The 26073-nt window shown below is 67.8% G+C and carries 18 protein-coding genes and 1 tRNA gene; 13 read left to right on the forward strand and 6 right to left on the reverse strand.

The window, feature by feature from the left end; translation table 11 throughout:
* Window positions 1–91 precede the first annotated feature (91 nt).
* Window positions 92–433, forward strand: coding sequence for an Arc family DNA-binding protein (locus ACFQ2D_RS08400; RefSeq protein WP_386795594.1), 342 nt, complete (start codon window positions 92–94; stop codon window positions 431–433).
* Here ACFQ2D_RS08400 and ACFQ2D_RS08405 read toward each other — a convergent pair.
* From ACFQ2D_RS08405 to ACFQ2D_RS08420, 4 genes are all read right to left on the reverse strand, one after another.
* Window positions 430–1647 (reverse strand): tyrosine-type recombinase/integrase, encoded by a 1218-nt coding sequence (locus ACFQ2D_RS08405; RefSeq protein WP_386795595.1) that lies wholly within the window; start codon window positions 1645–1647, stop codon window positions 430–432. The genes ACFQ2D_RS08400 and ACFQ2D_RS08405 overlap by 4 nt on opposite strands.
* A 558-nt stretch (window positions 1648–2205) precedes the next feature.
* Complete coding sequence (locus tag ACFQ2D_RS08410) at window positions 2206–4962, reverse strand: TonB-dependent receptor (protein ID WP_280942367.1); 2757 nt, start codon at window positions 4960–4962, stop codon at window positions 2206–2208.
* Between the two features lie 330 nt (window positions 4963–5292).
* Complete coding sequence (locus tag ACFQ2D_RS08415) at window positions 5293–8049, reverse strand: alpha-1,6-glucosidase domain-containing protein (RefSeq protein ID WP_280942366.1); 2757 nt, start codon at window positions 8047–8049, stop codon at window positions 5293–5295.
* A 58-nt stretch (window positions 8050–8107) separates the two neighbouring features.
* Window positions 8108–9772: an alpha-glucosidase family protein gene (locus ACFQ2D_RS08420; RefSeq protein WP_280942365.1), complete on the reverse strand. Its 1665-nt coding sequence runs from the start codon at window positions 9770–9772 to the stop codon at window positions 8108–8110.
* 304 nt (window positions 9773–10076) lie between these two features.
* On the opposite strand from ACFQ2D_RS08420, the gene ACFQ2D_RS08425 reads away from it, so the two are divergent.
* Both ACFQ2D_RS08425 and ACFQ2D_RS08430 read left to right on the forward strand, forming a co-directional pair.
* A complete protein-coding gene (locus tag ACFQ2D_RS08425) occupies window positions 10077–11570 on the forward strand; it encodes an MFS transporter (protein WP_280942364.1) in 1494 nt (497 codons plus the stop codon).
* A 2-nt stretch (window positions 11571–11572) separates the two neighbouring features.
* Window positions 11573–13234, forward strand: coding sequence for an alpha-amylase family glycosyl hydrolase (locus tag ACFQ2D_RS08430; RefSeq protein WP_280942363.1), 1662 nt, complete (start codon window positions 11573–11575; stop codon window positions 13232–13234).
* A gap of 39 nt (window positions 13235–13273) precedes the next feature.
* Here ACFQ2D_RS08430 and ACFQ2D_RS08435 read toward each other — a convergent pair whose 3' ends face one another.
* On the reverse strand, window positions 13274–14314 hold the full coding sequence (locus ACFQ2D_RS08435) for a LacI family DNA-binding transcriptional regulator (protein WP_280942362.1): 1041 nt from the start codon (window positions 14312–14314) through the stop codon (window positions 13274–13276).
* Window positions 14315–14575: 261 nt separating this feature from the next.
* On the opposite strand from ACFQ2D_RS08435, the gene thrS reads away from it, so the two are divergent.
* From thrS to ACFQ2D_RS08485, 10 genes are all read left to right on the forward strand, one after another.
* Window positions 14576–16480 carry a threonine--tRNA ligase gene (thrS, locus tag ACFQ2D_RS08440; protein WP_280942361.1) on the forward strand — a complete coding sequence of 635 codons (1905 nt, stop codon included), beginning with the start codon at window positions 14576–14578 and terminating at the stop codon, window positions 16478–16480.
* A 96-nt stretch (window positions 16481–16576) separates the two neighbouring features.
* Entirely contained in the window at window positions 16577–17098 is a 522-nt protein-coding gene (gene infC, locus ACFQ2D_RS08445) for a translation initiation factor IF-3 (RefSeq protein WP_280942371.1), read from the forward strand.
* Between the two features lie 350 nt (window positions 17099–17448).
* Entirely contained in the window at window positions 17449–17652 is a 204-nt protein-coding gene (gene rpmI / locus ACFQ2D_RS08450; protein WP_280942360.1) for a 50S ribosomal protein L35, read from the forward strand.
* 13 nt (window positions 17653–17665) lie between these two features.
* On the forward strand, window positions 17666–18025 hold the full coding sequence (gene rplT, locus ACFQ2D_RS08455) for a 50S ribosomal protein L20 (RefSeq protein WP_280942359.1): 360 nt from the start codon (window positions 17666–17668) through the stop codon (window positions 18023–18025).
* A gap of 211 nt (window positions 18026–18236) precedes the next feature.
* Complete coding sequence (gene pheS / locus ACFQ2D_RS08460; protein ID WP_280942358.1) at window positions 18237–19232, forward strand: phenylalanine--tRNA ligase subunit alpha; 996 nt, start codon at window positions 18237–18239, stop codon at window positions 19230–19232.
* Window positions 19233–19352: 120 nt separating this feature from the next.
* Window positions 19353–21740, forward strand: a complete 2388-nt coding sequence (gene pheT / locus ACFQ2D_RS08465; RefSeq protein ID WP_280942357.1) for a phenylalanine--tRNA ligase subunit beta — start codon at window positions 19353–19355, stop codon at window positions 21738–21740.
* A gap of 21 nt (window positions 21741–21761) precedes the next feature.
* Entirely contained in the window at window positions 21762–22064 is a 303-nt protein-coding gene (locus ACFQ2D_RS08470) for an integration host factor subunit alpha (RefSeq protein WP_280942356.1), read from the forward strand.
* Entirely contained in the window at window positions 22057–22413 is a 357-nt protein-coding gene (locus tag ACFQ2D_RS08475; protein ID WP_280942355.1) for a MerR family transcriptional regulator, read from the forward strand. Before ACFQ2D_RS08470 ends, ACFQ2D_RS08475 begins: the two co-directional genes overlap by 8 nt.
* Window positions 22414–22487: 74 nt before the next feature.
* Window positions 22488–22564: transfer RNA gene (locus ACFQ2D_RS08480), tRNA-Pro, on the forward strand.
* 197 nt (window positions 22565–22761) lie between these two features.
* Window positions 22762–24591, forward strand: a complete 1830-nt coding sequence (locus ACFQ2D_RS08485; protein ID WP_280942354.1) for a site-specific integrase — start codon at window positions 22762–22764, stop codon at window positions 24589–24591.
* A 778-nt stretch (window positions 24592–25369) separates the two neighbouring features.
* Here ACFQ2D_RS08485 and ACFQ2D_RS08490 read toward each other — a convergent pair.
* Window positions 25370–25711, reverse strand: coding sequence for a hypothetical protein (locus ACFQ2D_RS08490; protein ID WP_280942353.1), 342 nt, complete (start codon window positions 25709–25711; stop codon window positions 25370–25372).
* Between the last annotated feature and the right edge of the window lie 362 nt (window positions 25712–26073).

The following is a 26073-nucleotide window of genomic DNA, read 5'->3' on the forward strand; positions in this document are numbered from 1 at the left end:
CCGTCGTGTCCCGTTGTATAGCTACACGGTGAAGCCATAGTTACACCGTGAATCCATGGATGTCAACACACGGTGTAGCTAGACTTCGCAGATGAGCAGAGAGATCAACCCCTTCGGACTTCGGATGCCCCTAGAACTCCGGGAAAGGCTGGAGGCGGCCGCGCGCCAGTCCGCGCGCTCGCTGAACGCGGAGATAGTCCACCGCCTGCAGGAGTCGTTCGCCGGCGCGACGATAGGGGAGGCGGGTGAGCATGAGTTGAGCCTCAAGGTTCGCTCAATGGCAGAGCAAATCGCACGCCTCACCGGTGCGAACCTTGAGGTGATCAGGATGATCGAGGAACATGAGGCGCGGCGGGCGGAAGCACTGGTAGACGCTGTGCCTGATTCCCGTGGAACCCCCGCCAAGACCGCACGCCGCAAGCGGTCTCGCTAGCGGCGCCCTATTTTCGCGACAGCATCCGCGAGCTTCTCAGGCGCCAGGTGCGCATAGCGCAGGGTCATTCGGATATCCGCGTGCCCGAGCAGTTCGCGCACCGTGTTGAGGTCAACGTCTGCCATCACCAGCCGGCTGGCAAACGTGTGCCGGAGGTCGTGGAAGCGGAAGTCGCGGATCTCCGCTGATTCGCACAGCGTCTCCCAGGCGCGCTTGATGCTGCCCAGACGCCCGCCGCCCGCAGAAGGGAACACCAGGCCAGTGCCGGCCCGCTGCGCGCGCCAGCGCTGCAGCACGTCAAGCGCTTCGGCGTTCAGCGGCAGGTGCCGCGCCTTGCGCGACTTCGCGTTGCCGGCCGCGATCTTGAGCGTACAGGCCTGCAGGTTGACGTCCGCCCAGGTGAGCCCGAGCAGTTCGCCGCGACGCATGCCCGTGTTCAGCGCGAGGATCGTCATCGGCAGCAGGTGATCCGTGAAGCCAACCGCTGGCCAGACGGGCCGCGGAGCGGCGCCGCGCTCCTCGAGCCAGCGGTTGCCCGACTCGCGTTGCCGGCGGCGCACTGTCTCGCGCTCTGCCAGCGCCGCGCGCAGAGCGGCCTCCTCATCCTGGCTGAGATAGCGGACGCGGCTGTCGTCGGCCCCCTTCGCCTGCTTGACGGTGCGGAGCGGGTGGCTGGCGAGCATCCCCCAATCCACGGCGCGGGAGAGGGCGCCGCGCACGCGCGACAGATCGCGGTTGACTGTGGCCGGCTTGATGCCGGCCTTGAGCCGCGCGGCCTTGATGCGTTCGAAGTCGAACGCCGAGAGGCTGGCCAGCTCGCGATCGAAGAGGCTGCCGAACACCGCCCGGATGGCGTCGATGGTCTCTTGGCCGGCCTTCTGGTTCGCCTTGGCCCACGGCGCGTAGTGCTCCGCGATGAAGGCGCCAAGAGTGACCGGCCTCGGCTTGGCCGCCTCGATGACGGCGAGCGGGGCGCCGTGCTCTGCCGACTCCGACAGCGCGGCCAAGGCGGCATTGCGTGCGCGTGCGACGGTCATCACCGGGTGGCGGCCAAGCGTGCGGCGCTTGCCGCGGCTCCAGGTGACGATGTACGACTTCACGCCCGAGGGCTGCACGCGCAGCAGCAGACCACGGAGATCGGTATCGTGGATCTCGTAGGGCTTGGCCAGGGGCTTGGCCGCCTCCACCGTGCGGGGCGTGAGCTTCGCTTTCATGGTGCCACCGTCCGTAAGTGCGCGTGTAAGTGCAAAACTGACGATATCGGCGGATGCGTCCGGATGCAACGGGACGGCTTTATGCGGCCTGCAGCGCCAACCTACTGAGTGCGTAGGGTGCAGCTTCGCGTTGACATGGTAGGGGTCACAGGTTCGAACCCTGTACCGCCCACCAAAACAGACAGCCTGGGGGCTGTGGGTTTTGGGCAGAGAACCGCCGGCAGGCGGTTTTTTTGTGCCTGGAGGTCATGCGTGGTCCCGGCGACAGCGTCTGGCCAGGGGGCGCGGCATTCGCGCCGACCCGTCGCGCCCGTCGCTCATGGCTGCGCGACGGCGGCGCTCAAGGTTGCGGATTGCGGCGTATGCGCCGGATGGCCCGGCCAGTACTCGCCGTGATCGAAGCGCCGCTGACGGCGCTGGGGACTGCCTTGCGCCTGGTGCTTGGCAAAGGCGACAGCGTGCCTGTACGACGGGCGGGCCTGAAACCGGCCTGCGCATCAAAAAAAGCCCGCCGGAGGAGGAGTCCGGCGGGTGGATGGCGTACCCGGTGGGAGGGAATCAGAACCGGTAATTCACGCCGAGGAGGTAGGTCCGGCCCCACTCGATGCGCTCGAGCGGGCGATCTTCGGTGCCCGAATAGGTCCTGTAGGACTCGTCGGTCAGGTTGCTCGCCTGCAGCAGCAGGGTCATGCCGGCCAGTGCGCTCTCGGTGCCGAAGCTGTAGCTCACCTGCGCGTCGGTGATGCTCTCGCCCACCACGTAACGCAGGGTGCGCTCGCCGGAGAAGTTGCCGATCTCGCCGATGAAGTCCGAGCGGCGGCGCTGGCTCACGCGCGCTTCGAATCCGTTGCGCTCGAAGTACGCAGTGAGGTTGTAGACGCGATCGGACAGGCCCGGCAGGGTGATCGGATCGCTACCGACGCTGCTCTGGTTCTCCGGCGCGAGGATGGTGATGTCGCTGTCGTTGAAACTGGCGCTGGCGATCACGCCGAAACCGCGCATGGCGTCGCCGAACACCAGGTCGAGCGGCAGCGATGCCGACAGTTCCAGGCCCTGCAGCTTGCCGCCGGAGCCGTTGAACGGCGCCGAATAGCGGCCTGTGTTCTGGATCACGGTCCCGGGCGGCAAGGTGTCGCCATTGGCTTCGAGCCAGGACGCGACCTGGTCGGTGAAATCGTAGCCGTCGCGCGTCTGGGTGTAGATGTAGCTGCGCAGGTCCTTGTAGAAATACGCCGCGGCCACATACGCCCGGTTGCCGAAGTACTTCTCGTAGGAAATGTCGAACGCGTTCGCACGCCACGGATCGAGTTCGGGGTTGCCGCCGCCGGCTCCGGGGATGCCGGTCGCGGTGTCGACCCCGAATTCCATCGACGCGCGCATCTGGTCGACGCGCGGCCGCGCCACCTGGCGGGCCAATGCGACACGCAGGGTGCTCTCGTTCTCGAACAGGAATGCCAGGTTCAGGCTGGGCAGGATGTCCGTGTAGGTCTTGCCCTTGGTGATCGGGATCACCTGGCTGCCCACCGGCTGCGAGCCGTCCCAGTAGTTCGCGCTGGAGGACTGGTCCGCGTGCTGGATCTGGACGCCGAAGTTGCCGCGCACGCCGACGCTGCCCCACGTCGTGTCGAGGTTCGCCTTGGCGAACGCGGTGCTGATCTGCTCGTCGACCGTCCAGGCCTTCGGAATCAGATAGTCGAGATCTTCGACCGGATTGAAGGTCATGTAGCGCGCGACGGCGCCCGGGACATTCCAGGATGGGATGTAGCCCACGCCGGCGAAACCGAGATCCACCAGCCCGTACTGCAGGTCGCCGGCGATGGTGGTGTCGCCCTGCGCGCCGAGATTGATGTTGCCTTCCGGCTGTCGCTTGCTCTTCGAGCGGTCCGCGTAGTTCAGGCCCAGATCGAGGTCGGAGATGAATCCATCGAACGGCAGCGATGCGGCGAGCTTGAACGCCGTCAGTTCGTCCTCGACGCGCGGGGTCTTGCCGTAGCCCGAGCCGTAGATGGTACCGGTCAGGAACAGCGTGTCGGGATTGGAGTAGTCACGGCCCGGCGTCAGCTGCGAAAAGCCGTCGTTGCGCAGGTCCAGCTCGACGCTGTCGAGTTGCGGCTGGGGCATCAGCTGGAGGTTGTTCTCGAGGCTCAGTTCGTCGCGCGTGGTCCGGGACCAGCTGACGTCGGCGACGATGCGCGCCGAACCCACGCTGAAGTCATTGTTCCAGCCGGCGGCCTCGATCTTGTCCTCGCGGCTGTTGTACATGCCGCGAACCAGCGGGTACACGTTGTTGGCGGTGCCGCCGGTGAACGTCCCGTTGTCGTTGAAGCGCGGATCGGTGACGTCGAGTCGATCGAAACCGCCGTTGAAGTCGCCGATATGGACTTCGAACTGGTTCGCGGTGTCGACCTGCTCGGCCTTGGAGTAGAACAGGTCGAGGGTGCTGGTCCAGGCGTTCGAGGGGCGGTACTGCAGCGTCGCCATCACGCCGTCGCGCTCGAGCTCGCCCGTGCGGCGCAGCGCCTTGATGCCATCGGAGTAATAGGTGCCGGCGGGAATGCCCGGACGCCAGTTGTCGCCGACCGCCTGCCACGGCTCGTACAGGCCCACCTGGTTTTCATGGATGGGCGTGTTCGAGTGCGACCATCCGATCGACAGGCCGATGGTGCCATCGGCGAACTGGTCGATATAGCTGGCGTTGAAACGGCCGCCGTCGTCGCCGATGTTGGCGGCCGAGCCCAGCGAGGATTCCTGGTAGCGGCCACTGACCGCCACGACGGTGTCCGAGAAGTTCAGCGGACGCGCCGTCTGCATGTCCAGAGTGCCCGACAGGCCCTGGCCGATGAGCCCGGCGTCGGGGGTCTTGTAAATGGTCACGCCGCTGACCAGTTCGGACGGGTACTGGTCGAACTCGACGCTGCGGTTGTCGCCCGTGCTCACCATTTCACGGCCGTTGAGCAGCGTCGTGGAGAAGTCCGGCGACAGGCCGCGGACGCTGATCACCTGTGCACGCCCGGCGACACGCTGGGCGGAGACGCCAGGCAGCCGCGAGATCGATTCGCCGATGCTGACGTCCGGCAGCTTGCCGATGTCTTCGGCCGAGATGGCCTCGACGATCGAAGTCGCTTCGCGCTTGGTGGAAATCGCGTCTTCGATGCCGCGGCGGATGCCGGTCACGACGACGGTGTCCAGTTCCATCATCTCGTTGGCTTCCTGCGGATCCTGCGTCGCCGCCGTCTGGGCATGCGCGTGGGTTGCAGTCAACGCGATGGCGGCTGCGAGCGCGACGCTCAACAGGGTGCGTTCCGGTTTCAACATTGTCCCCTCCCGAAGGAATGCTGTTTCTACGGTAAGACGCCGGCGAATATGCCGACGGTATGCGAGCCCGCATGAGGGAATGGTAGGCGCGGCGCACAGCAGCCGGGCCGCCCTGCATACGTATTCATGCGGAAAAACAAGCGTCTGCAGGCGTAGCGGCACCAGCTGGTCAGATTGCAAGGCGGAGCCGGTGCGGCACAGCTGCCGTCTTTCCGTCCCGCCGCCTGTAGTGCGCCGGTGGACGAAGCCAACGCAGCGCCGCTGCGTGCGCCAGGGCCGGCAACGGCAGCACTGCGGCGGCGCCCGAACGCAGCGTGCGGCGCAGGACGCTTACTCCGTGACATACACCAGGGCCGTCCGCGCCGGGACGACGAAGCGCCCCTGCGCGGGATCGTGCCGGGCCGACTCGCGCGGGCGCGTGTCCGCCGCCTGCGCCGACAGGTGGACCGGATGCAGCACGTAGCGGCGCCCGTGCAGTTCGGGCAGGTCGAGGGTCTGCGCATCGCTGCTGGCGTTGATGAAGTAGAGCAGTTCGTCGAACCGCGCGTCCGCCAGGCCGCGGCCGTCGAGGTGGCCGACCAGCACCAGCGGATTCTGCCCGGGGCCGGTATTGGGGAAGCGGAGCCGGCGCTGGATGTCCCCCGCATCGCGCAGGCGCAGCAGCGAAGTGCTGGCGCGGATGCGCACCAGATCGAGCAGGGCGTCGCGGGCGAAGACGATGTCCCGCGGCTGCGGCTTGATCGAGGAGTCCGCCAGCAGCAGCCGCATCAGCGGCCAGTCGGCGCCGTTGTCGCGCTCGGGCGGCAGCCCGGTGCCGAAGAAGTTGTCGCGCAAGGTCCAGTCGAAGCGGTTGAACCAGTCTCCGGAGTCGTAGCTGTTGCGATCCAGCGACTTCGAGCGCAGCGTCTCCAGCCCCGCGTGGAAGTAGGCGACGCCCTGGCTCAGTGCGGTGTGCGCCATGCCCAGCACCTGCACGCGCGCGCGATCCTCTGCCGTGGTGTCGCGCGGCAGCTTGAACACGTTGATGTCGAACAGCGTCTGGTTGTCGTGGTTCTCCACGTAGTTGACCACTTCGCCCGGCGCGCTGGCGTAGCCTGCGGGCTGGCCCTTGTAGTCGATCTCGTCCAGGCGCTTCACGCGCCCGTCGGCTGCGGTCATGCGGTACTCGCGCAGCGTGCCAGCCAGGCCTACGCGGGCCAGGTCGGCCGCGTGCAGCAGGTCGGAGCGCGGGCGGGCGGGATCGGCATGCGCGTTGGGCGCGTAAACGAGCCCGTTGAGCCAGCCCTGTTCGCGCAGCAGCGTGGTGCCGCTGTCGGCCGGCCCGCCGCCGCGCAGCGCATCGCGCGCGCGGTCGCTGAACGTGCCGATGCCCGAGCCGCCCAGCGAGTCCTGCGAGGCCTGAACAAAGCGGGCGCCGTCGGCCACCTCGCCGAAATTCCAGCCTTCGCCGATCAGCTGCACGCGCCGCCCCGCGGCGGCGTCGACCGCCTGCTGCAGCCGCTCCATCGCCTCGCGCGGCTGGTGGCCCATCAGGTCGAAGCGGAACGAATCGATGCCGTAATGCTTCACCCACAGTACGGCCGAGTCGATCATCAGCCGCGCCATCATCGCGTGCTCGGTGGCGGTGTTCTCGCAGCAGGTGGAGCGGGTGACGGCGCCGGCCTCGTCGAGGCGGTGGTAGTAGCCCGGCACGATGCGGTCGAGCACCGACCTGCCGTCCTGCCCGGAGGCGGAGGTGTGGTTGTAGACCACGTCCATGCCCACGCGCAGGCCGATGCCGTGCAGCGCCATCACCATGCGCCGGAACTCGCGGATACGCACCGCCGCGTGGTCGGCATCGCTGGCGTAGCTGCCTTCCGGCACGTTGAAGTGGAAGGGATCGTAGCCCCAGTTGAAGCAGTCAGTGGCGGCCTGGGCCATCACCGCGGCCTGCTGGAGCGGGCTGTCCGGCGCGGCATCCGGTACCTGCGGCGTGGTGCAGCCGGTTTCCGGAATGGTGGCGATGTCGAACACCGGCAGCAGGTGCACGTCGGTCATGCCGGCCTCGGACAGCGCGCGCAGGTGGCGCATTCCGTCCGATTCCAGGTGGGTGAAGCCGAGGTAGCGGCCGCGGTCGGCTTCCGGCACCGTCGCGTCGTGGATCGAGAAGTCCCGCACGTGCAGTTCGTAGATCGCCATGTCGGTCTGCGCGGCGAGCGCGGGCGCGCGCGAATCGTCCCAGCCGTCGGGCTTCAGCGCGGGATCATCGAGGTCGGCGATCCAGCTGCGGCGCGAATCGGCCGAGAGGCCGACCGAGTAGGGATCCGTGACTCGGTTGCGCACCAGGCCGGTGCCGGGCACGTACACGTCCACCAGCCAGGTGTAGTAACGGCCGGCAAGGTCGCGGCCGCCGTCGTGCGACCAGATGCCGCTGGCCGCGTCGCGCCGCGCCGGAACCAGCGCGGAAGCGGCGCCGCGCGGGCCGTCGTACAGGCAGGCCGCCACCGCATGGGCCGTCGGCGCCCACAGCGCCAGCCGGATGTCGGCGCCGTCCAGCTCGACACCAAGTGCCTGGTGCCCGGCGGCTTGCGCATACAGCGCGTCGAGCGCGCCGGCGTGCTGCAGCGCCGTGGTCGCCAGCACACGGCCCTGCGCGTCCTCGCGCACCAGCAGCAGCTGGCCGCGCAGCAACTCGCCCACGGCCGCTGCATCGTGATCGTCGATGGCCAGGGTCGCGCCCGCGCCGACGAAGGCGAAGCGCTGCGCAACCCGGGCAGGCAGCTGCCCGGAAGCCGGCTGCAGCGTCAGGACGGTATCGGCGCCCTGCACCGTTGCGCCATGGCCGGCCTGCAGCCCACCGCGTGCGGCGTGGTACAGCCGGAAACGCTCGCCAGCCCGCAGCTGCTCGCCAGGCCAGCGGAGGGTGTGCGCGTCCAGCCAGTGGGCTCGTGCGGCGATGCGCCGCGTGTCGGGTTGCGCGACGAGCGTGCGCGCGAAGCCCGGCATGTCGCAGTCGGCAAGCGAAGGCAGGGGCGCCGTCGCATGTACGGCATTCGCGATCCCCAGCAGGGCCAGCGCGGCGAACGGCGTCAGGGCAGGGCGGATCATCGTGCTGTCGGGCTCCTCGGTCTCGGGCGGCGGGCCGGGTGGCCTGCCGGCGGAACGCTCAGGCGCGGGCCGGCAGCGCTTCGCGGTGGTCGGCGGCCGTCGAGGCGGCGGCTTCGGCGCCGCCGTACCACGCGCCATAGGCTGGCAGGTGCAAGCGGCCCTCGTGCAGTCGGCCGCCGTCCAGGCCGTGTCCGTCGATCGGCTGCACTGCGCCAGCGGACAACTCGATGGCAACGGGAGCGGCGGACAGGTTGAATGCCGCCAGCACCTGCCGGCCCTCGTGCTCGCGCACGAAGGCGAGCACCGGTTCGGGGACGTCGAGGAACCGGATGCTGCCGCGGGCGATCGCCGGCTGCGTCCGCCGCCAGGCGAGGAAGCGCCGGGTTGCGTTGAGCGTGGAATCCGGATCGCGTTCCTGCGCCGTCACGCTGCGCACGCCGTGCGACTCCGGGATCGGCAGCCAGGGCGTGCCGGTGGTGAAGTCGCCGCGGTCGCCGTCGCTCCAGGGCATCGGGGTGCGGCAGCCGTCGCGGCCCTTGAAGTTCGGCCAGAACATCTTGCCGTAGGGGTCGCGCAGGGCCTCGAACGGCACCTCCGCCTCGGGCAGGCCCAGCTCCTCGCCCTGGTAGATGCAGACCGAGCCGCGCAGCGAACAAACCAGGGCGACCAGCATCCGCGCCAGCTGCGGCGGGGGGTTGGCGCCGCCCCAGCGGGTGACCGCGCGCTGCACGTCGTGGTTGGAGATCGCCCAGCACGGCCAGCCTTCGGTCATCGCCGCTTCCAGCCGCTCGACGGTACCGCGGATGTACGCGGCGCTGAAATCGTCGGTGAGCAGCTCGAAGCTGTAGCCCATGTGCAGCCGGCGCTCGTCGACGTACTCGGCGGTGGTGGCCAGCGAGTCCTCGGACGAGATCTCTCCCAGCGTGGTGGTGCCGGGATACCGGTCCACCAGCTGCCGCAGCGATTCCAGGAAAGGCAGGTTCTCCGGCTGCGTGTTGTTGTAGTAGTGGTACTGGTAGGCGTAGGGATTGTCCGGGCTGAAGCCGCGGCCCGTGCGCATGTCCTTGGGCTTGGGCGGGTTGTCGCGCAGCTGCCGGTCGTGGAAGCAGAAGTTGATCGCGTCCAGGCGGAAGCCGTCCACGCCGCGGTCGAGCCAGAAGCGCACGTTGTCCAGCGTCGCGGCCTGCACCTCCGGGTTGTGGAAGTTCAGGTCCGGCTGGGACGACAGGAAGTTGTGCAGGTAGTACTGCTCGCGGCGCGGCTCCCAGCGCCAGGCGACGCCGCCGAACAGCGACATCCAGTTGTTGGGCGGGGTGCCGTCCTCGCTCGGATCGGCCCACACGTACCAGTCGGCCTTCGGGTTGTCGCGGCTCAGGCGGCTTTCGCAGAACCAGTCGTGCTGGTCGGAGGTGTGGCTGAACACCTGGTCGATCATCACCCGGATGCCCAGCCCATGCGCCTTGGCCAGCAGGCGGTCGAAGTCGTCGAGGGTGCCGAACAGCGGGTCGACGTCGCGATAGTCGGCGATGTCGTAGCCGAAGTCGGCCATCGGCGACTTGAAGAACGGCGAGATCCAGATCGCGTCCACCCCGAGCGAGGCGACGTAATCCAGGCGCGCGACGATGCCGGGCAGGTCGCCCACGCCATCGCCGTCGGTGTCCATGAAGCTGCGGGGGTAGATCTGGTAGATCACCGCGCCACGCCACCACTGCTCAGCCGTCATCGCATCCCTATCCTTTACGGGGCGCCGGCGGCACCCACGGAGCGGCGACACTATTCCACAGCGCACTCGCGCCGGACCCCTGCCGGAAGACGCGCGGCGGCATGAATACGTATGCACCCGCGAGGCAGCGCTTCCCGGCGCGACACGCGTGCGTGCGGGCCGAATCGCGGAAAACGCCATGGCGTCCTGCCGTTTCTTGCGTCAATGCGGAGCGCCTGCGGTCCAGCCGCGATGTTGCATCGCCGCAAGGCACGGCGATCCACAACAGCGGAGAATGCGCGCTCCGTAATCTGGACCGCCGTCGATGACCGAAAAGCCGCAACTGTCGTTCTGGCAGATCTGGAACATGTGCTTCGGATTCCTGGGAATCCAGTTCGGCCTCGCGCTGCAGAACGCGAACGTCAGCCGCATCTTCCAGACGCTGGGCGCGGAAGTCGACCAGGTGGCGGGGCTGTGGATCGCCGCGCCGCTGACCGGGCTGCTGGTGCAGCCGATCGTCGGCTATTTCTCCGACCGCACCTGGACGCGGCTCGGGCGCAGGCGCCCGTACTTCCTCGCCGGCGCGATCGTCACCACGCTGGCGCTGTTCGTGATGCCGAACTCGCCGGCGCTGTGGATCGCCGCCGGCACGCTGTGGATCCTGGACGCGGCGATCAACATCTCGATGGAGCCGTTCCGCGCCTTCGTCGGCGACCAGCTGCCGCCGCGGCAGCGGCCGGCCGGATTCGCGATGCAGAGCTTCTTCATCGGCGTCGGCTCGGTGGTCGCCAGCCTGCTGCCGTGGCTGCTGGCGAAGTGGGGCGTGGCCAATACCGCCGCGCCGGGCGAGGTGCCGGACACGGTGCGCTACGCGTTCTACCTGGGCGGCGCGGTGGTGTTCGCGGCGATCGGCTGGACGGTGCTGCGCAGCCGCGAGTATCCGCCGCAGGTGCTGGCGTCCTTCGACGATGCCGAGCCCGGGCACGCGCCGCATGCGCGCGGCGAGGCGCCGGCCGGCGTCGCGCTGGGCTGGCTGCTGGCGGGCGCGGCGCTGGCCGCGCTGATCCTTGCCCGCGGCTGGGACCGGATGCTGTACGTGCTGGCGGGCATGGTCGCCGGCTACGGCCTGCTGCTGTTGCTGGCGCGGGCGCTCCCGCCCGGCGGCATGCTGCCGACCATCGTCTCCGACATGCGCGCGATGCCCTCGACCATGCGTCGCCTGGCCGTGGTGCAGTTCTTCTCCTGGTTCGCGCTGTTCGCGATGTGGATCTACACCACCGCGGCGGTAGCCGGCGTGCACTTCGGCAGCAGCGATCCGACGTCGGCCGCGTACAACGAGGGCGCCAACTGGGTCGGCGTGCTGTTCGCCGCGTACAACGGCTTCGCCGCGCTGGCCGCGATCGCGATCCCGTGGATGGTGCGCGCGTTCGGTCCGCGCTGGAGCCACCTGGCCAACCTCGCGCTGGGCGGGATCGGGCTGCTGTCGATCGCCGTGGTCCGCGACCCGCAGTGGCTGCTGCTGTCGATGGTGGGCGTCGGTTTCGCTTGGGCGTCGATCCTGTCGCTGCCCTACGTGATGCTGTCCGAAAGCCTGCCCGCCGGGAAGATGGGCGTGTACATGGGCATCTTCAATTTCTTCATCGTGATCCCGCAGATCGTCGCGGCCAGCCTGCTCGGCTTCCTGCTGCGCGCGCTGTTCGGCGGGCAGCCGGTCTGGGCGCTGTCGATCGGCGGCGCCAGCATGATCCTCGCCGGCGCCTGCTGCCTGTGGATCCGGACCGAATCGAAAGCGCGCGCGGTGCGCGCCGGAGTGGAGTGAGCATGCAGCAGCGAATCCTCGCGGTCCTGTCCGCGGCCCTGTGCCTGGCGGCCTGTTCGGGCAAGCCCGCCGACCCGCCGCCCGCGGAGGTCTACGGCACCCTGGAGCCGTTCGCCTCCGAGGCGATCTACTTCGTGCTGACCGACCGCTTCGTCAACGGCGATCCGGCCAACGACCATCGCGACCAGGGCGGCGCGCACCCGACCTTCGACATCCCGCTGGCGCCGTGCGACGGCGTGGCCGGCAACGTCGGCTACCTCGGCGGCGATTTCCGCGGCCTGCTCGACAACGCGCGCTACATCCGCGACCTCGGCTTCACCGCGGTGTGGACCACGCCGATCGTCGACAACCCGGACCAGGCCTTCACCGGCGGCGAGGAGATCACCTGCACCGGCTTCGGCACCGACCGCGGCAAGACCGGCTACCACGGCTACTGGGGCGTGAACTTCCATCGGCTGGACGAACACCTGCCCAGCGACGACCTCGATTTCGCCGGGCTGACGCGCGGCCTGCGCGAGGCCGGCCTCAAGACCATCCTCGACGTGGTCGGCAACCACGGTTCGCCGGCCTTCACCATGCCGGTGGCGCAGCCGCAGTTCGGCCAGCTCTTCGATGCGGACGGGCAACTGGTCGCCGACCACGGGAACCTGCCGCCGGAGCAACTGGATCCGGTGAACAATCCGCTGCACCGCTTCTACAACACCAGGCCGGACCTGGCGCAGCTCAGCGACCTCGATGCCGACAATCCCGAAGTGATGGACTACCTCGTCGACGCCTACCTGCACTGGATCGGGCAGGGCGTGGACGCGCTGCGCATCGACACCATCCGCCACCAGCCGCTGTCGTTCTGGAAGACGTTCGCCGACCGCGTCCGCGCCGAACACCCGGGCATGTACATGTTCGGCGAGGCGTTCGACGACGTGGCCGCGAACATCGCGCCGTTCACGCTGGCGGAGAACGGCGGCATCAGCGTGCTCGATTTCCCGATGAAGAGCGCGATGGTGGCGGTGTTCGGCAGCGGGCAGGCGGGCTTCGAGCGCCTGGGCGAGGCGCTGTACCTGGAAGGCGGCCCCTACGCCAATCCCTACGACCTGGCGACCTTCTACGACAACCACGACATGCCGCGCATCGACGCCAGCGACGAAGGCTTCATCGACGCGCACAATTGGCTGTTCACCGCGCGCGGGATCCCGGTGCTCTATTACGGTTCCGAGGCCGGCTTCATGCGCGGGCGCGCCGAACACGCCGGCAACCGCAGCTACTTCGGGCAGGCGGGCGTGGATGCCGCGCCGCAGAGCCCGATCTTCGCGCCGCTGCAGCGCATCGCCACGCTGCGCCGCGAGTCCCCGGCGCTGCAACGCGGGCTGCAGCTCAACCTACGGCTGGACGGCGACGAGGCCGCGTTCTACCGCGTCTACCAGCACGATGGCGTGGCCCAGACCGCGCTGGTGCTGCTGAACAAGGGCGACGCCGAGCGCGAGATCGTGCTCGACGAGCTGGTGCAGCCGGGGCAGTGGCGCGACGGGATGGGCGGCGAGTCGGTCCGGATCGGCGAACGCGTCGCGCTGCGCGTGCCGGCGCACGGGGCGAGGGTGCTGCTGCGCGACGAGCCGCTGGATGCGCCCGCGCTGCTCGCCGAACTGGCGCGCCGCATGGCGCGGTGACGGCGGCGGCGACGACACGGTTGCGGCGGTCGCGCGTCCTTACGCGGACGGCGCGCCCGCCGATTTGCGCACCACCAGCGAGGTCGCCATGCGGGTGCTGTCGGGGGTCTCGCCGTTGATGAGCCGCATCAGCGCGTCGACCAGCAGCTCGCCGGCGCGGATGGTGTCCTGCACCACCGTGGTCAGGGCGGGCGTGGCGATGCGCGCGGCCGGGATGTCGTCGAAGCCGACGATCGCCACGTCCTCCGGGATGCGCAGGCCGCGCTCGCGGAAGGCGTGCATCGCGCCGATCGCGATCAGGTCGCTGGCCGCGAACACGGCATCGAAGGGCAGGCCGCGATCGAGCAGGGCCATGGCCGCGGCGTAGCCGGAATCCTCGGCGCTTTCGGCATCGACCTGCAGGGCGCGATCCAGGCCCGGCCCACCGGCCTCGCGCAGGGCCGCGTCGCAGCCGGCGAAACGGTCCAGGAACTCCGGGTAATGGTTGGACGCGTCGCCGAGGAAGGCCACGCGCCGGTGCCCGAGCGAGGCCAGGTGCTCACCCGCCAGCCGCCCACCGCCGATGTTGTCGCAGCCGATCGACAGGCCGGGCTGGTCCGGCATCACCGCGCCCCAGCGCACGAACGGCGTGCCCTGTTCCACCAGCTTGGCCAGCTTGCCCTGGTAGGCCAGGTAGTCGCCGTAGCCCAGCAGGATGAGGCCATCGGCCTTGTGGCTGTCCCCGTATTCGGCATGCCAGTCGTCGGACAACTGCTGGAACGAGATCAGCAGGTCCTGTCCGTGCCGCGCGCAGGCGCGGGTGATCGAACCGAGCATCGGCAGGAAGAAGGGGTTGATGTGGGATTCGTCGGCGGTCGGGTCCTCGAACAGCAGCAGGGCCAGGGTGCCGGCATGCTGGCGGCGCAGCCCCGACGCGTTCTTGTCGACCTTGTAGTTGAGTTGCTCGGCGATCGCGAGGATCCGCTTGCGGGTCTCCTCGTTGACCATCGGGCTGCCGCGCAGCGCCCGCGACACCGTGGGCTGGGAGACGCCGGCCAGATGTGCGATGTCGAGGGAGGTCGGCCTGCCGCGGATGCTCATGCGCCGATGATGCCACGCCCGTCTCCGCGCTGCCGCCGACCCCGTTTTCCTGCTAGAATCAGCAGGTTCCCACCTTTCCACGGGTGGCCTGCGGAAACGCCGGCCGAGCGTGCGACATGAGCACTACCACCGCCCAGCGCTGAACGCCGCCGAGGTCACCCGCAGGGCGCCCTCGTGGCGCTTTTTTTGTGGCCGCCGCGCGGCCGCGCCCCGCCGCCCCAGCCGGTGGCCGTTTCCACCCCGCATCCCGAAGCCACGCCGATGATCACCATCACCCTTCCCGACGGCAGCCGCCGCGAGTTCGACCATCCCGTCACCGTCATGGAGGTCGCGCAGTCGATCGGCCCCGGGCTGGCAAAGGCCACCGTGGCCGGCAAGGTGGACGGCCGCCAGGTCGATGCCGGCGACCTGATCGACCACGACGCCAGCCTGCAGATCCTCACGCCGAAGGATCCCGAGGGCGTCGAGATCATCCGCCACTCCTGCGCGCACCTGGTCGGCCATGCGGTCAAGCAGCTGTATCCGGACGCGAAGATGGTGATCGGGCCGGTGATCGAGGACGGCTTCTACTACGACATCTGGTCCGAGCGCCCGTTCACCCCCGAGGACATGGCCGCGATCGAGCAGCGCATGAAGGAACTGATCGCGCAGGACTACGACGTGGTCAAGAAGATGACCCCGCGCGACGAGGTCATCGGCGTCTTCAAGGCCCGCGGCGAGGACTACAAGCTGCGCCTGATCGAGGACATGGGCCCCGAGGTCACCGCCATGGGCCTGTACCACCACCAGGAATACGTGGACATGTGCCGCGGCCCGCACGTGCCGAACACGAAGTTCCTCAAGGCCTTCAAGCTCACCCGCATTTCCGGCGCCTACTGGCGCGGCGACTCGAAGAACGAGCAGCTGCAGCGCATCTACGGCACCGCCTGGGCCGACGAGAAGCAGCTCAAGGCCTACATCCAGCGCATCGAGGAAGCCGAGAAGCGCGACCACCGCCGCATCGGCAAGCAGCAGGACCTGTTCCACCTGCAGGAAGAGGCCCCGGGCCTGGTGTTCTGGCACCCCAAGGGCTGGAGCGTGTGGCAGGTGGTCGAGCAGTACATGCGCCGCGTGTACCGCGAGACCGGCTACGGCGAGGTGCGCTGCCCGCAGATCCTGGACGTGAGCCTGTGGAAGAAGTCCGGCCACTGGGACAACTACCAGGACAACATGTTCTTCACCGAGTCCGAGAAGCGGACCTACGCGGTGAAGCCGATGAACTGCCCGGGCCACGTGCAGATCTTCAACCAGGGGCTGCACAGCTACCGCGACCTGCCGATCCGCTACGGCGAGTTCGGGTCCTGCCATCGCAACGAGCCGTCCGGCGCGCTGCACGGCATCCTGCGCGTGCGCGGTTTCACCCAGGACGACGGCCACGTGTTCTGCACCGAGGAGCAGATCGAGTCCGAGGTGCGCGCGTTCCACGCCCAGGCGCTGAAGGTCTATGCCGACTTCGGCTTCGACGATATCCAGATCAAGATCGCGCTGCGCCCGGACAACCGCCTCGGCGACGACGCCACCTGGGACAAGGCCGAGGACGCCCTGCGTTCGGCCTTGCGCGCCTCCGGCGTGGAGTGGCAGGAGCTGCCGGGCGAGGGCGCCTTCTACGGCCCCAAGATCGAGTACCACCTCAAGGACGCCATCGGCCGCACTTGGCAGCTGGGCACCATGCAGGTGGACTTCATGATGCCCGGGCGCCTGGGCGCCGAGTACGTGGACGAGCACAGCCAGCGCAGGCACCCGGTGATGCTGCACCGGGCGATCGTGGGCTCCATGGAGCGCTTCATCGGCATCCTGATCGAGCACCATGCCGGCCAGTTCCCGGCCTGGCTGGCCCCGGTCCAGGCGGTGGTGATGAACATCACCGACGCCCAGGCCGACGCCGTTGTGGAGGTGGCCAAGTTCCTGAATTCAAAGGGTTTGAGGGTCGAGTCCGACCTGCGCAACGAGAAGGTCGGCTACAAGATCCGCGAGCACACCCTGCAGCGTGTCCCCTACCTGCTGGTGGTGGGCGAGCGCGAGAAGGAGGCCGGCGCGGTGGCGGTCCGCACCCGCTCGGGCGAAGACCTGGGCAGCATGACGATGGCGGCCTTTGCCGAACGCCTGCTGTCGGAAAACCGCGGCTGACGGTTGTATCGCGGCCCGAATCCGTTAAAAATCCGTACCTACGGCCCTGGCGGGCGCCGTTGAGCGTGCCCGCCTTCCCCTTTCCGGAGACGCAGTATTAGCACCCAGGACAAGCAGAATCGACGCAACAACGAGATCCGCGTGCCGCGCGTGCGCGTGATCGGGTCCGACGGCGAGATGGTCGGCGTGTTGTCGCGCGACGAAGCCTTGAAGATGGCCGAGGATGAAGGCCTCGACCTGGTCGAGATCCAGCCCAACGCGGATCCGCCGGTCTGCAAGATCATGGACTTCGGCAAGTTCAAGTTCGAGATGCAGAAGAAGGCCAACGAGGCCAAGAAGAAGTCCAAGCAGGTCGAGATCAAGGAAGTGAAGTTCCGCCCCGTCACCGACGAGGGCGACTACCAGATCAAGCTGCGCAAGATGCGCGAGTTCCTCGAGGAAGGGGACAAGATCAAGGTCAACATCCGCTTCCGTGGCCGCGAGATGAGCCACCAGGAGCTCGGCCGCGAGATGGCCGCGCGGATCGAGGCCGACCTCGGCGAGGACATCGTCATCGAATCGCGCCCGCGCCTGGAGGGGCGGCAGATGGTAATGATGATCGCGCCCAAGAAGAAGTGAGCTCACGCGCCGAAGCGTGAGGCGACCCGTTCCCCTCTGCCCGTTACGGGGGAGGGTGAAGGGTGGAGCGCGCCGCCAGGCGCGCTTCGCTTTTGCGGGAGCGGCGTCGTCTCCGCGGCGCTGTGCCTGCTTCCACTGCATCGGAGGCAAAGACGCCCGGATTGCGCTGGAAACCCCCAGCGGGCATAATGCCCGGCTCCGGTTCGTCCGGAGGCTGTACGCACCACTTTGGACCTGCCCTGATTCCCTGCGGGATCAGCGGCTTACAAACCGGCCAGGCAGGATGGAAAGCGTGCCCGCGGATGCGGGCGCCGCCCGGGCCAGTACTAGAAACGACCCCAGGACCCGCAATGTCTAAGATCAAGATCAAGACGCATCGCGGCGCGGCCAAGCGCTTCCGGAAGACCGCTTCCGGCAAGTACAAGGCCGGCCACGCCAACACCAGCCACATCCTCACCAAGAAGGCGACCAAGCGGAAGCGCAACCTGCGGCAGACGAACCATGTTCGTGCCGAGGACGCGGGCCGTCTGGACCGCATGCTTCCGTATCTCTGAGGAGGGCTGAACAATGGCACGAGTCAAGCGTGGCGTGCAGGCGCGCCGCCGTCACAAGAAGGTCATCGGCCGCGCGAAGGGCTATTACAACGCCCGCCGCAAGGTCTTCCGCGTCGCCAAGCAGGCCGTCATCAAGGCCGAGCAGTACGCGTACATCGGCCGCAAGCAGAAGAAGCGCAATTTCCGCACCCTGTGGATCGCGCGCATCAACGCTGCCGCCCGCCTCAACGGCATGAGCTACAGCCGCTTCATGAACGGCCTGCTCAAGGCCGGCATCACCCTGGACCGCAAGGTGCTGGCGGACATCGCCGTGCACGACGCGGCCGGGTTTACGGCCCTGACCGAGAAGGCGAAGGGCGCGCTCGCGGCGTAATGCACGTGTCCCGTCGCAGCCGCCGGCGCATGCGCGGGCGGTTGCCGGGAGACAAGCTGGGTACACGCATGGGGAAGGGCGCAAGTCCTTCCCCATTCGTTTTTTCAGGGGTCCGTTCTTCCCGGGCAAGCCTCCTCCCCCAGGGCGGCGAGGCGCGTCCGGCGCGAGGCGGCACCATCCCGGACCGGCTCCGGACCATAGGAAGCTTTCGATGAGCGACATCGAATCACTGTCCCGCCAGGCGCTGGCCGACATCGCCGCGGCTCCCACCGCCGAGGCGATCGAAGCGCTGCGCGTCGCCCTGCTGGGCAAGAGCGGCAGCATCACCTCGCAGCTCAAGTCGCTGGGCGCGCTGCCGCCCGACCAGCGCAAGGCCACGGGCGAGGCGATCAACCGCGTCCGCGACGCGGTCGGTCAGGCCCTGTCGGCGCGCAAGGCCGCGCTGGAAGACGCCGAACTCGACGCGCGCCTGGCCGGCGAGTCCATCGACGTGACCCTGCCGGGGCGCGATGGCGGCCGCGGCGGCGTGCATCCGGTCAGCCGCACCATGCAGCGCATGGCCGACATCTTCGGCCGCCTGGGCTACGACCTGGCCGACGGCCCCGAGATCGAGGACGACTGGCACAACTTCGAGGCGCTGAACTTTCCGCCGCACCATCCGGCGCGCGCGATGCACGACACCTTCTACTTCGGCGATGGCCGCCTGCTGCGCACCCACACCTCGGGCGTGCAGGTGCGCTACATGGGCCAGCACGCGCCGCCGCTGCGCATGATCGCGCTGGGCAAGGTGTACCGCTCCGATTCGGACCAGACCCACTCGCCGATGTTCCACCAGTGCGAGGGTCTGCTGGTGGACGAGCACTCCACCTTCGCCGACCTCAAGGGCACCCTGGCCGAGTTCGTGCGCGCCTTCTTCGAGCGCGACTTCGAGATGCGCTTCCGCCCGAGCTACTTCCCGTTCGTGGAGCCCGGCGCCGAGGTCGACATCGCCTGGCAGCGCCCGGACGGCAGCACCCGCTGGCTGGAAGTGCTGGGCTGCGGCATGGTGCATCCGAACGTGCTGCGCGCGGTCGGCATCGATCCGGAGCGCTACACCGGCTTCGCCTTCGGCATGGGCGTCGAGCGCCTGGCGATGCTGCGCTACGGCGTCGACGACCTGCGCGCGTTCTTCGACAACGACCTGCGGTTCCTCAGGCAGTTCGCCTGAGGGATGTGACCGATTCTTGATTGGTGATTCGCAGAAGCGGATTGCCGTCGCGGTCTCCGGTCGCCCGCTGGTGCTGTTTCGAATCACGTATCACCAATCACGAATCACGGATTTCAATCCATGAAATTCAGCGAAAACTGGCTGCGCCAGCACGTGCCCACCGACGCCACGCGCGAGCGACTGGCCGAGGTCCTGACCGCGATCGGCCTCGAGGTCGAAGACGTGGCGCCGCTGGGCGAGGCGCTCGACGGCGTGGTGGTGGCGCGCATCGTCTCGGCCGAGCGGCATCCCGAGGCCGACCGCCTGCAGGTGTGCCAGGTCGACGCCGGTCAGGGGGAGCCGTTGCAGATCGTGTGCGGCGCGCCGAACGCGCGCGCTGGCCTGGTCGCGCCGCTGGCCACCATCGGCACCCGGATCGGCGAGCTCACGATCAAGGCCGCCAAGCTGCGCGGGGTCGAGTCCAACGGCATGCTGTGCTCCGCGAAGGAGCTGGGCATCGATGCCGATGCCTCGGGCCTGCTGGAACTGCCCGGCGACGCGCCGGTCGGCGCCCCGCTGGCCGGGTACCTGGGCCTTCCCGACGCCAGCATCGAGATCAAGCTCACGCCCAACCGCGCCGACTGCTTCAGCGTGCGTGGCATCGCCTTCGACGTGGCGGCCGCCACCGGGGGCGAAGTGACGCCGTTCGAGGCTTCGCCGGTGCCGGCGGTGATCGAGGCCGCGCTGCCGGTGGAGCTCCATGCCGGCGCCGACGCGCCGCGCTACCTCGGCCGCGTGATCGAGGGCGTGGACGCCGCGACGCCCACGCCGGTCTGGATGGCCGAGCGCCTGCGCCGCAGCGGCGTGCGCCCGGTGAGCCTGCTGGTGGACGTCACCCAGTACGTGATGCTCGAGCTGGGCCAGCCCATGCACGCCTTCGACCGCGACCTGCTGCATGGACCGGTGGGCGTGCGCCGCGCGCGCGCGGGCGAAACGCTGAAGCTGCTCGACGGGCGCGACGTCGCGCTGGACGACGAGTTCCTCGCGATCACCGACGCCGACCGCGTGGTCGCGCTGGCGGGCGTGATGGGTGGATTCGATACCCGGGTCACCGACGCCACCCGCAACGTGTTCCTGGAATCGGCGCACTTCGCGCCGGCGGCGATCATCGGCCGCAGCCGGCGCCTGGGCATGCATACCGACGCCGCGCACCGCTTCGAGCGCGGCGTCGATCCGGCATTGCCGCGCGCCGCGATCGAACTGGCCACGCGCCTGGTGCTCGACGCCGCCGGCGGCCAGCCCGGCCCGGTGGTCGAGGCGTCGCTGGAGGCGCACCTGCCGCAGCCGCAGCCGATCGCGCTGCGCCGCGCGCGCCTGGCGCGGGTGCTGGGCCTGGGGGTGCCGGACGCGGAGGTGGCGCGGATCCTCCGCGCGCTGGGCATGGAGGTCTCGGCCACCGATGCGGGCTGGCGCGTGCTGCCGCCCAGCCGCCGTTTCGACATCGCCATCGAGGAGGACCTGATCGAGGAGGTCGCGCGCATCCACGGCTACGACGCGATCCCGACCACGCTGCCCGGCGGCGCGTCGCGCATCGCCGTGCCCAGCGAGACGCGCGTGGGCGAGGACGAGCTGCGCGCGCAGATGGTGGCGCGCGGCTACTTCGAGGCGGTGAACTTCGCCTTCGTCGACCAGTCGCTGCTGCAGGCCTGGCAGGCCGATGCCGGCGGCGTGGCCCTGGCCAACCCGCTCAGCGCCGAGCTGGGCGTGATGCGCACGCGGCTGCTGCCCGGCCTGGTGGCCGCGGCGGCGCGCAACCTGGCGCGCCAGCAGTCGCGCGTCCGGCTGTTCGAGCTGGGCAAGGTCTTCGACCTGGCCGCGCAGGGCGAGGCCCCGGTGGAGACCGCGCGCCTGGCCGCGGTGATCCAGGGCGGCGCCCAGGCCGAGCAGTGGGGCGCCAGTGCGCGTCCGGCAGATTTCCACGACCTCAAGGGCGATCTCGAGAGCCTGGCCGCCTGTGCCGGCGCCCGCCTGGAGTTCCGTCCCGCCAGCGCGCCGCACGGCCATCCGGGCCGCAGCGCCGAGGTCGTACGCGTGGATGGCGAGGGCCCGGTGACGCTGGGCTGGATCGGCGAACTGCATCCGCGGCTGGTGCGCTCGCTGGACCTGGAGGGCACGCTGCTGGCCTTCGAGCTCGACCTGGAGCCGCTGCGCCGCCGCAGCGTGCCGCGGGCCGCCGCGCTCTCTCGCTTCCCGTCGGTGCGTCGCGACCTGGCCTTCGTCGCGCCGGAGGGCGTGCCCTGGGCGGCGCTGGAAGCCAGCATCCGACAGGCCGCCGGCCCGCTGCTGGCCGAACTGCGGTTGTTCGACCGTTATGTCGGAAAAGGGGTCGATCCAGGATTCAGAAGTCTCGCAACCGGCTTGATTCTTCAAGACAATTCGCGCACTCTCACCGAGAGCGACGTGGATGTCGTGGTGGCTGCGGTCATCGCCGCGCTGCAGCAGGAGCATGGCGCCAGGATCAGAGGCTGACGTAGTACCCGGGGGAAAGGCGTGGCGTTGACGAAGGCGGAAATGGCCGAAAAGCTCTACGAGGAAGTCGGGCTCAACAAGCGCGAGGCGAAGGAATTCGTCGACGCGTTCTTCGGCGTGTTGCGTGAGGGCCTCGAGCAGGGGCGCCAGGTGAAGCTGTCGGGTTTCGGCAATTTCGACCTGCGCCGCAAGAACGAGCGCCCCGGCCGCAACCCCAAGACCGGCGAGGAGATCCCGATCTCCGCGCGCACCGTGGTCACCTTCCGTCCGGGCCAGAAGCTCAAGGAACGCGTCGAAACCTACACCGGGCCGCGCGATGCTTGATCCGGGCAGCAACCGCGAACTTCCGCCGATCCCGGCCAAGCGCTACTTCACCATTGGCGAGGTCAGCGAGCTGTGCGACGTCAAGCCGCACGTGCTGCGCTACTGGGAGACCGAGTTCCCCAGCCTCAAGCCGGTCAAGCGCCGCGGCAACCGCCGCTATTACCAGCGCCACGACGTGCTGATGGTGCGCCAGATCCGCGGCCTGCTCTACGAGCAGGGCTACACGATCGGCGGCGCGCGCCTGCGCCTGGAAGGCGAGGGCGCGAAGCAGGAATCGGCGATGAGCAGCCAGATCGTGCGCCAGGTGCGCATGGAACTGGAGGAGATCCTGGCGCTGCTCAAGCGCTGAAGCCTCACGCCGCCCGGATCGGGGTACGGATTCAGACCCCTTGTCCGCCGTGTCGCGTATAATCGCCACCCAACCGGGGTATAGCGCAGCCTGGTAGCGCACTTGTCTGGGGGACAAGTGGTCGTCGGTTCGAATCCGGCTACCCCGACCAATTTTTGTGTTGTTCGTTTCTATACTGAAGGTGGCAGGAGACTGCCAGTCCCGCCAACTAGTTGATCCGAAAGGGTTTTCTAGGGGCGGGGTCACCTTCAACCTAGATGCGACTTCGGGAACGGTTCTGGACTGCTACGTCTGAGTGTTACGGAGTGCTGCAACGGCGCTCCGTTCGACGAGCAGAGGAGAATCGGCGTGACAACCAACCTTTTGCGGCGCGGGGCCACCTACTACGTCCGGGTGGCCACCCCTACCACGCTCCAGGATCTGCGGCAGGACCGGGCGGGGCACCGAGGGAGCCGCGAGGTCCTGCGTAGCCTCCGCACCAAGGACCTGGGAGTGGCACGCGACCGCTCTTCGGAAGAGATTGTCCGGATCCGCCGCGAGTTCAAGGAAGAGGAGGCAAGTCTTCGCGCTGCCGGGGGGCGCGCCCTGACTGCTCCATCTGATCAGGACCTGCAGGCTGCAGCGTTCGAATTCAGGGCCGACGAGCTTGTCGCGGATGAGAGGGAGCGGCTGCACCGTCCCTCGCGCAGCGAGATCTTGCGCCGAGCCGAGCTTGTGCGCTCCCAACTGGACGCCAACCCTCAATGGACGCAATTGCAGGCGCTCGCGAACAGCGATTACGTCCGGGTGGAAGCAATGGCGCAGACTGCCGAGACAGCGACGGAACGACGTGGGCACCTGGCGGATGCCTTGCGCCAGTCTCTGGTCGACAACGAGTTCCATCTGGTGGACTGGGCTATCAGCGACGCAGCACGCAGGCACGGCTGGCGGATCAACCGTGGGGACTCCGCCTACAGGACGTTTGGGCGGCACCTGTTGAAAACCTGGCTGGGTGTTCTGGGCACAGCCGCCGCTAGGGATCGGGGCGAGTACAGCCCGGATGATGATGTGGTTGTCCCGATTTCCGGGCGTGCCGACACCTGCCGGGACAGGGTTGCTTCGAAGCGGGCGGAGGGGATTAGGTACTACTTCGGCCTGTACCTCGCCGAACGACATCCCAACCTCGGTAAGAGCGGCCTGAAGGACCGCTGGGCGACTATTCGCCAGCTCTCCCAAAGCGCGGGAGACAAGCCGGTTACGGAATACCGCAAGGCAGACCTGATGGCGTACAAGAATCTGCTCAGCTATCTTCCGGCGCGCATGGAGAAGCTGTATCCCGGCCTGTCCCCGGCGAAAGCCGTTGAGCGGAATAAGAAAGACGGGCATCCCACCCTCAAGGCAGCGTCCATTCGGAACAAGCTGAGCACGATCTCAGCGTTCGGCACTTGGCTGGAAGAGAACGTCGACGGCGTTGACGCGAGCAACTTCAGGGTCAGCTTGCCGCCCCGCACCGACTCAGCTCGGATGGAGCCCTTCACCGACGCCCAGGTGGCTGCCATCCTGAACGCCCGTGCCTTCGTGGGCTGCGAATCCGAGAAGAACCAGCTCGAACCCGGAAGGTACCGTGTTCGCGATTGGAGGTTCTGGCTGCCGATGATTCTGGCGTTCACGGGAGCGCGGCTAAATGAGGTTGTACAGCTTCGCGTGCAGGACGTCCGGCAGGTGGACGGAGTTTGGATCTTTGACTTTACCGATGAAGGGGTAGGGCAGTCGCTCAAGAACGCGTCGTCTCGTAGGGAACTTCCGGTCCATCCGCAATTGTTGGAGCTTGGCCTCGTGGGATTCGTCCAGAGCGCCGCAGCTGCCAGTCAGCGGGACATCTTCTACCAGGTACCCTTGGACGCGGACGGCAGGCACTCGACCCACGCCGGTAAGTGGTTCCGCAAGTTCTTAGCGCGCATTAGGGTCAAGGGTAGTGACCTGGGCGGTACCCACAGGTGGCGCCACACGCTGACTGACGCCCTTCGCCGGGGCGGCGTGCAGGACTTCGACATCGGGCGGCTCCTTGGCCACGACGTCAACGTGGCAAGGATGACCAGCCACTATGGTCGCGAGGTCGATCTTTCGGTGAAGCAGGGGCACGCGCTGATCAGCAAGGCAGCGTACCCGTCGGTCGACTTTGAGTTGCTGAAGGCATAGGCCGCAGCTGCCGGGCCGAGCGTCGGCGTGCCACCTCCTGCGTGCGTGGCCCTATATGGGCCGCTGGCCCCGCCCGAGCGGCGGGCGTTGAGCGGCTAGCTGAGCAGTTCGGATGTGCCCAGGCAGCTTCTGGGCGCGAGCTACCACCCGCAGAGGCCGCGGTGCTGGTCAAGTTTGACAACACTTGCGCGCTGGCCCTGATGCTTAGCATCGGCGACCTTGCATCAGCATGTGCCCGTCGCGAGAGCCGCTCAACGATCGCCTTCGGCTTGAACGCCTGAGTGCATTCGGCGATAATAAGCGGGCACTGACTACTGCGATGTCAGTTGGCCCGGGATGCAATCGGGGTACTCGTATACCTAGCTGTATAGCTAGACGGGCGTAGGCAGACGCCCCACTCGACACGAACTCCCAGACCAACGCAAGTCTAGGGCCGATTGAGCCCCTAGCCACAGCCCATGGGCTTCCTGGTAGACCCTGACAGCGTTATCGGCCTCCATATGTTCGCGCTGTCTTGTAGCCCGCTCTAGAAGAGTTCGGACCGGAGCACCCGCACTGTGCGAAAGCCACGCAGCGGCGTCCGATGAGCATATCGAGTCAGCCTGACCCCTTCGTCTCGATACCGCGACAAGATTGTGCGTGTTGAAGTGGAGTTCCTCGCGACAGGTTCGTGTAGGAGCGGCAGCCTCCAAGCCTCTTAGTTGGGGTAAGGGGACTGTTTGCCTCCTCTCGACAGGTTTTCTTATTTAAAGCTAACGACCTTCCAGCATGCAGAAGGTCAGGTTGAGAACGCACCGGACTTCGAGGCAATACGCAGCGCCTGGATGATTTTGAACTCCTTCTGGGAGATCAGCATTGCGGGCAAAATCCCCGCAAGGACACGGTACAGTTCGGGCTCGTAAGCCTGCAGACAGTGGTTGAGCATCTCGCCCGGGTCCACTCCCAGAGACTTGGCGAGCGCAGGCACTCGGCCGAGCGGAATCTTGGACTGGTTCTTCTTAAGCATCGTGATCATGTTGGCGGTCGCAAAGCCGCACTCCCTTGCGATCAGTGCTTGCGTCTTGCCGGATCGCTTGATCAGGGTGGTCAGGTAGTCGGCGACGTCTTGGCTAGTCGTCATGTTTAACTCCTTGAAATCATTGAAGTATTCATATTTTAGACGGGTGTTTCGTTGTTCTCACAGGGTCTGCAGGGCCGGGCAAAACTAGAGCGCATGCAGGACCCTGATGTGCGATGAGACTGATGTAGCGCATGGAAACATCTAGGAAAACGCATGAGCTACATGGCGCGTACCCCATAGCTCTGAAGACAGGTGTTGCTGTAAGGGCTAATAGCGCTCTCGCCACAGATGCCTAGCCACTGGAAGAGCTGGGCCAGATCCAGCCGTAGGCACCCTAGGCGCCGGCAAAACGTTCTTCGAGGGTCACCGCGAAGTCCGATCCTGTCGAAGCAGACTCAGAAGCCGGTCCGTGACCGTGGTCG

Source organism: Luteimonas composti (assembly GCF_042678665.1).
GTDB lineage: Bacteria > Pseudomonadota > Gammaproteobacteria > Xanthomonadales > Xanthomonadaceae > Luteimonas > Luteimonas composti.

Bases quoted from the DNA above. Each gene is read 5' to 3' on its own strand.
- ACFQ2D_RS08400 (WP_386795594.1), top strand. From the start codon at position 92: ATGAGCAGAGAGATCAACCCCTTCGGACTTCGGATGCCCCTAGAACTC.
- ACFQ2D_RS08405 (WP_386795595.1), bottom strand. From the start codon at position 1,647: ATGAAAGCGAAGCTCACGCCCCGCACGGTGGAGGCGGCCAAGCCCCTG.
- ACFQ2D_RS08410 (WP_280942367.1), bottom strand. From the start codon at position 4,962: ATGTTGAAACCGGAACGCACCCTGTTGAGCGTCGCGCTCGCAGCCGCC.
- ACFQ2D_RS08415 (WP_280942366.1), bottom strand. From the start codon at position 8,049: ATGATCCGCCCTGCCCTGACGCCGTTCGCCGCGCTGGCCCTGCTGGGG.
- ACFQ2D_RS08420 (WP_280942365.1), bottom strand. From the start codon at position 9,772: ATGACGGCTGAGCAGTGGTGGCGTGGCGCGGTGATCTACCAGATCTAC.
- ACFQ2D_RS08425 (WP_280942364.1), top strand. From the start codon at position 10,077: ATGACCGAAAAGCCGCAACTGTCGTTCTGGCAGATCTGGAACATGTGC.
- ACFQ2D_RS08430 (WP_280942363.1), top strand. From the start codon at position 11,573: ATGCAGCAGCGAATCCTCGCGGTCCTGTCCGCGGCCCTGTGCCTGGCG.
- ACFQ2D_RS08435 (WP_280942362.1), bottom strand. From the start codon at position 14,314: ATGAGCATCCGCGGCAGGCCGACCTCCCTCGACATCGCACATCTGGCC.
- thrS (WP_280942361.1), top strand. From the start codon at position 14,576: ATGATCACCATCACCCTTCCCGACGGCAGCCGCCGCGAGTTCGACCAT.
- rpmI (WP_280942360.1), top strand. From the start codon at position 17,449: ATGTCTAAGATCAAGATCAAGACGCATCGCGGCGCGGCCAAGCGCTTC.
- rplT (WP_280942359.1), top strand. From the start codon at position 17,666: ATGGCACGAGTCAAGCGTGGCGTGCAGGCGCGCCGCCGTCACAAGAAG.
- pheS (WP_280942358.1), top strand. From the start codon at position 18,237: ATGAGCGACATCGAATCACTGTCCCGCCAGGCGCTGGCCGACATCGCC.
- pheT (WP_280942357.1), top strand. From the start codon at position 19,353: ATGAAATTCAGCGAAAACTGGCTGCGCCAGCACGTGCCCACCGACGCC.
- ACFQ2D_RS08475 (WP_280942355.1), top strand. From the start codon at position 22,057: ATGCTTGATCCGGGCAGCAACCGCGAACTTCCGCCGATCCCGGCCAAG.
- ACFQ2D_RS08490 (WP_280942353.1), bottom strand. From the start codon at position 25,711: ATGACGACTAGCCAAGACGTCGCCGACTACCTGACCACCCTGATCAAG.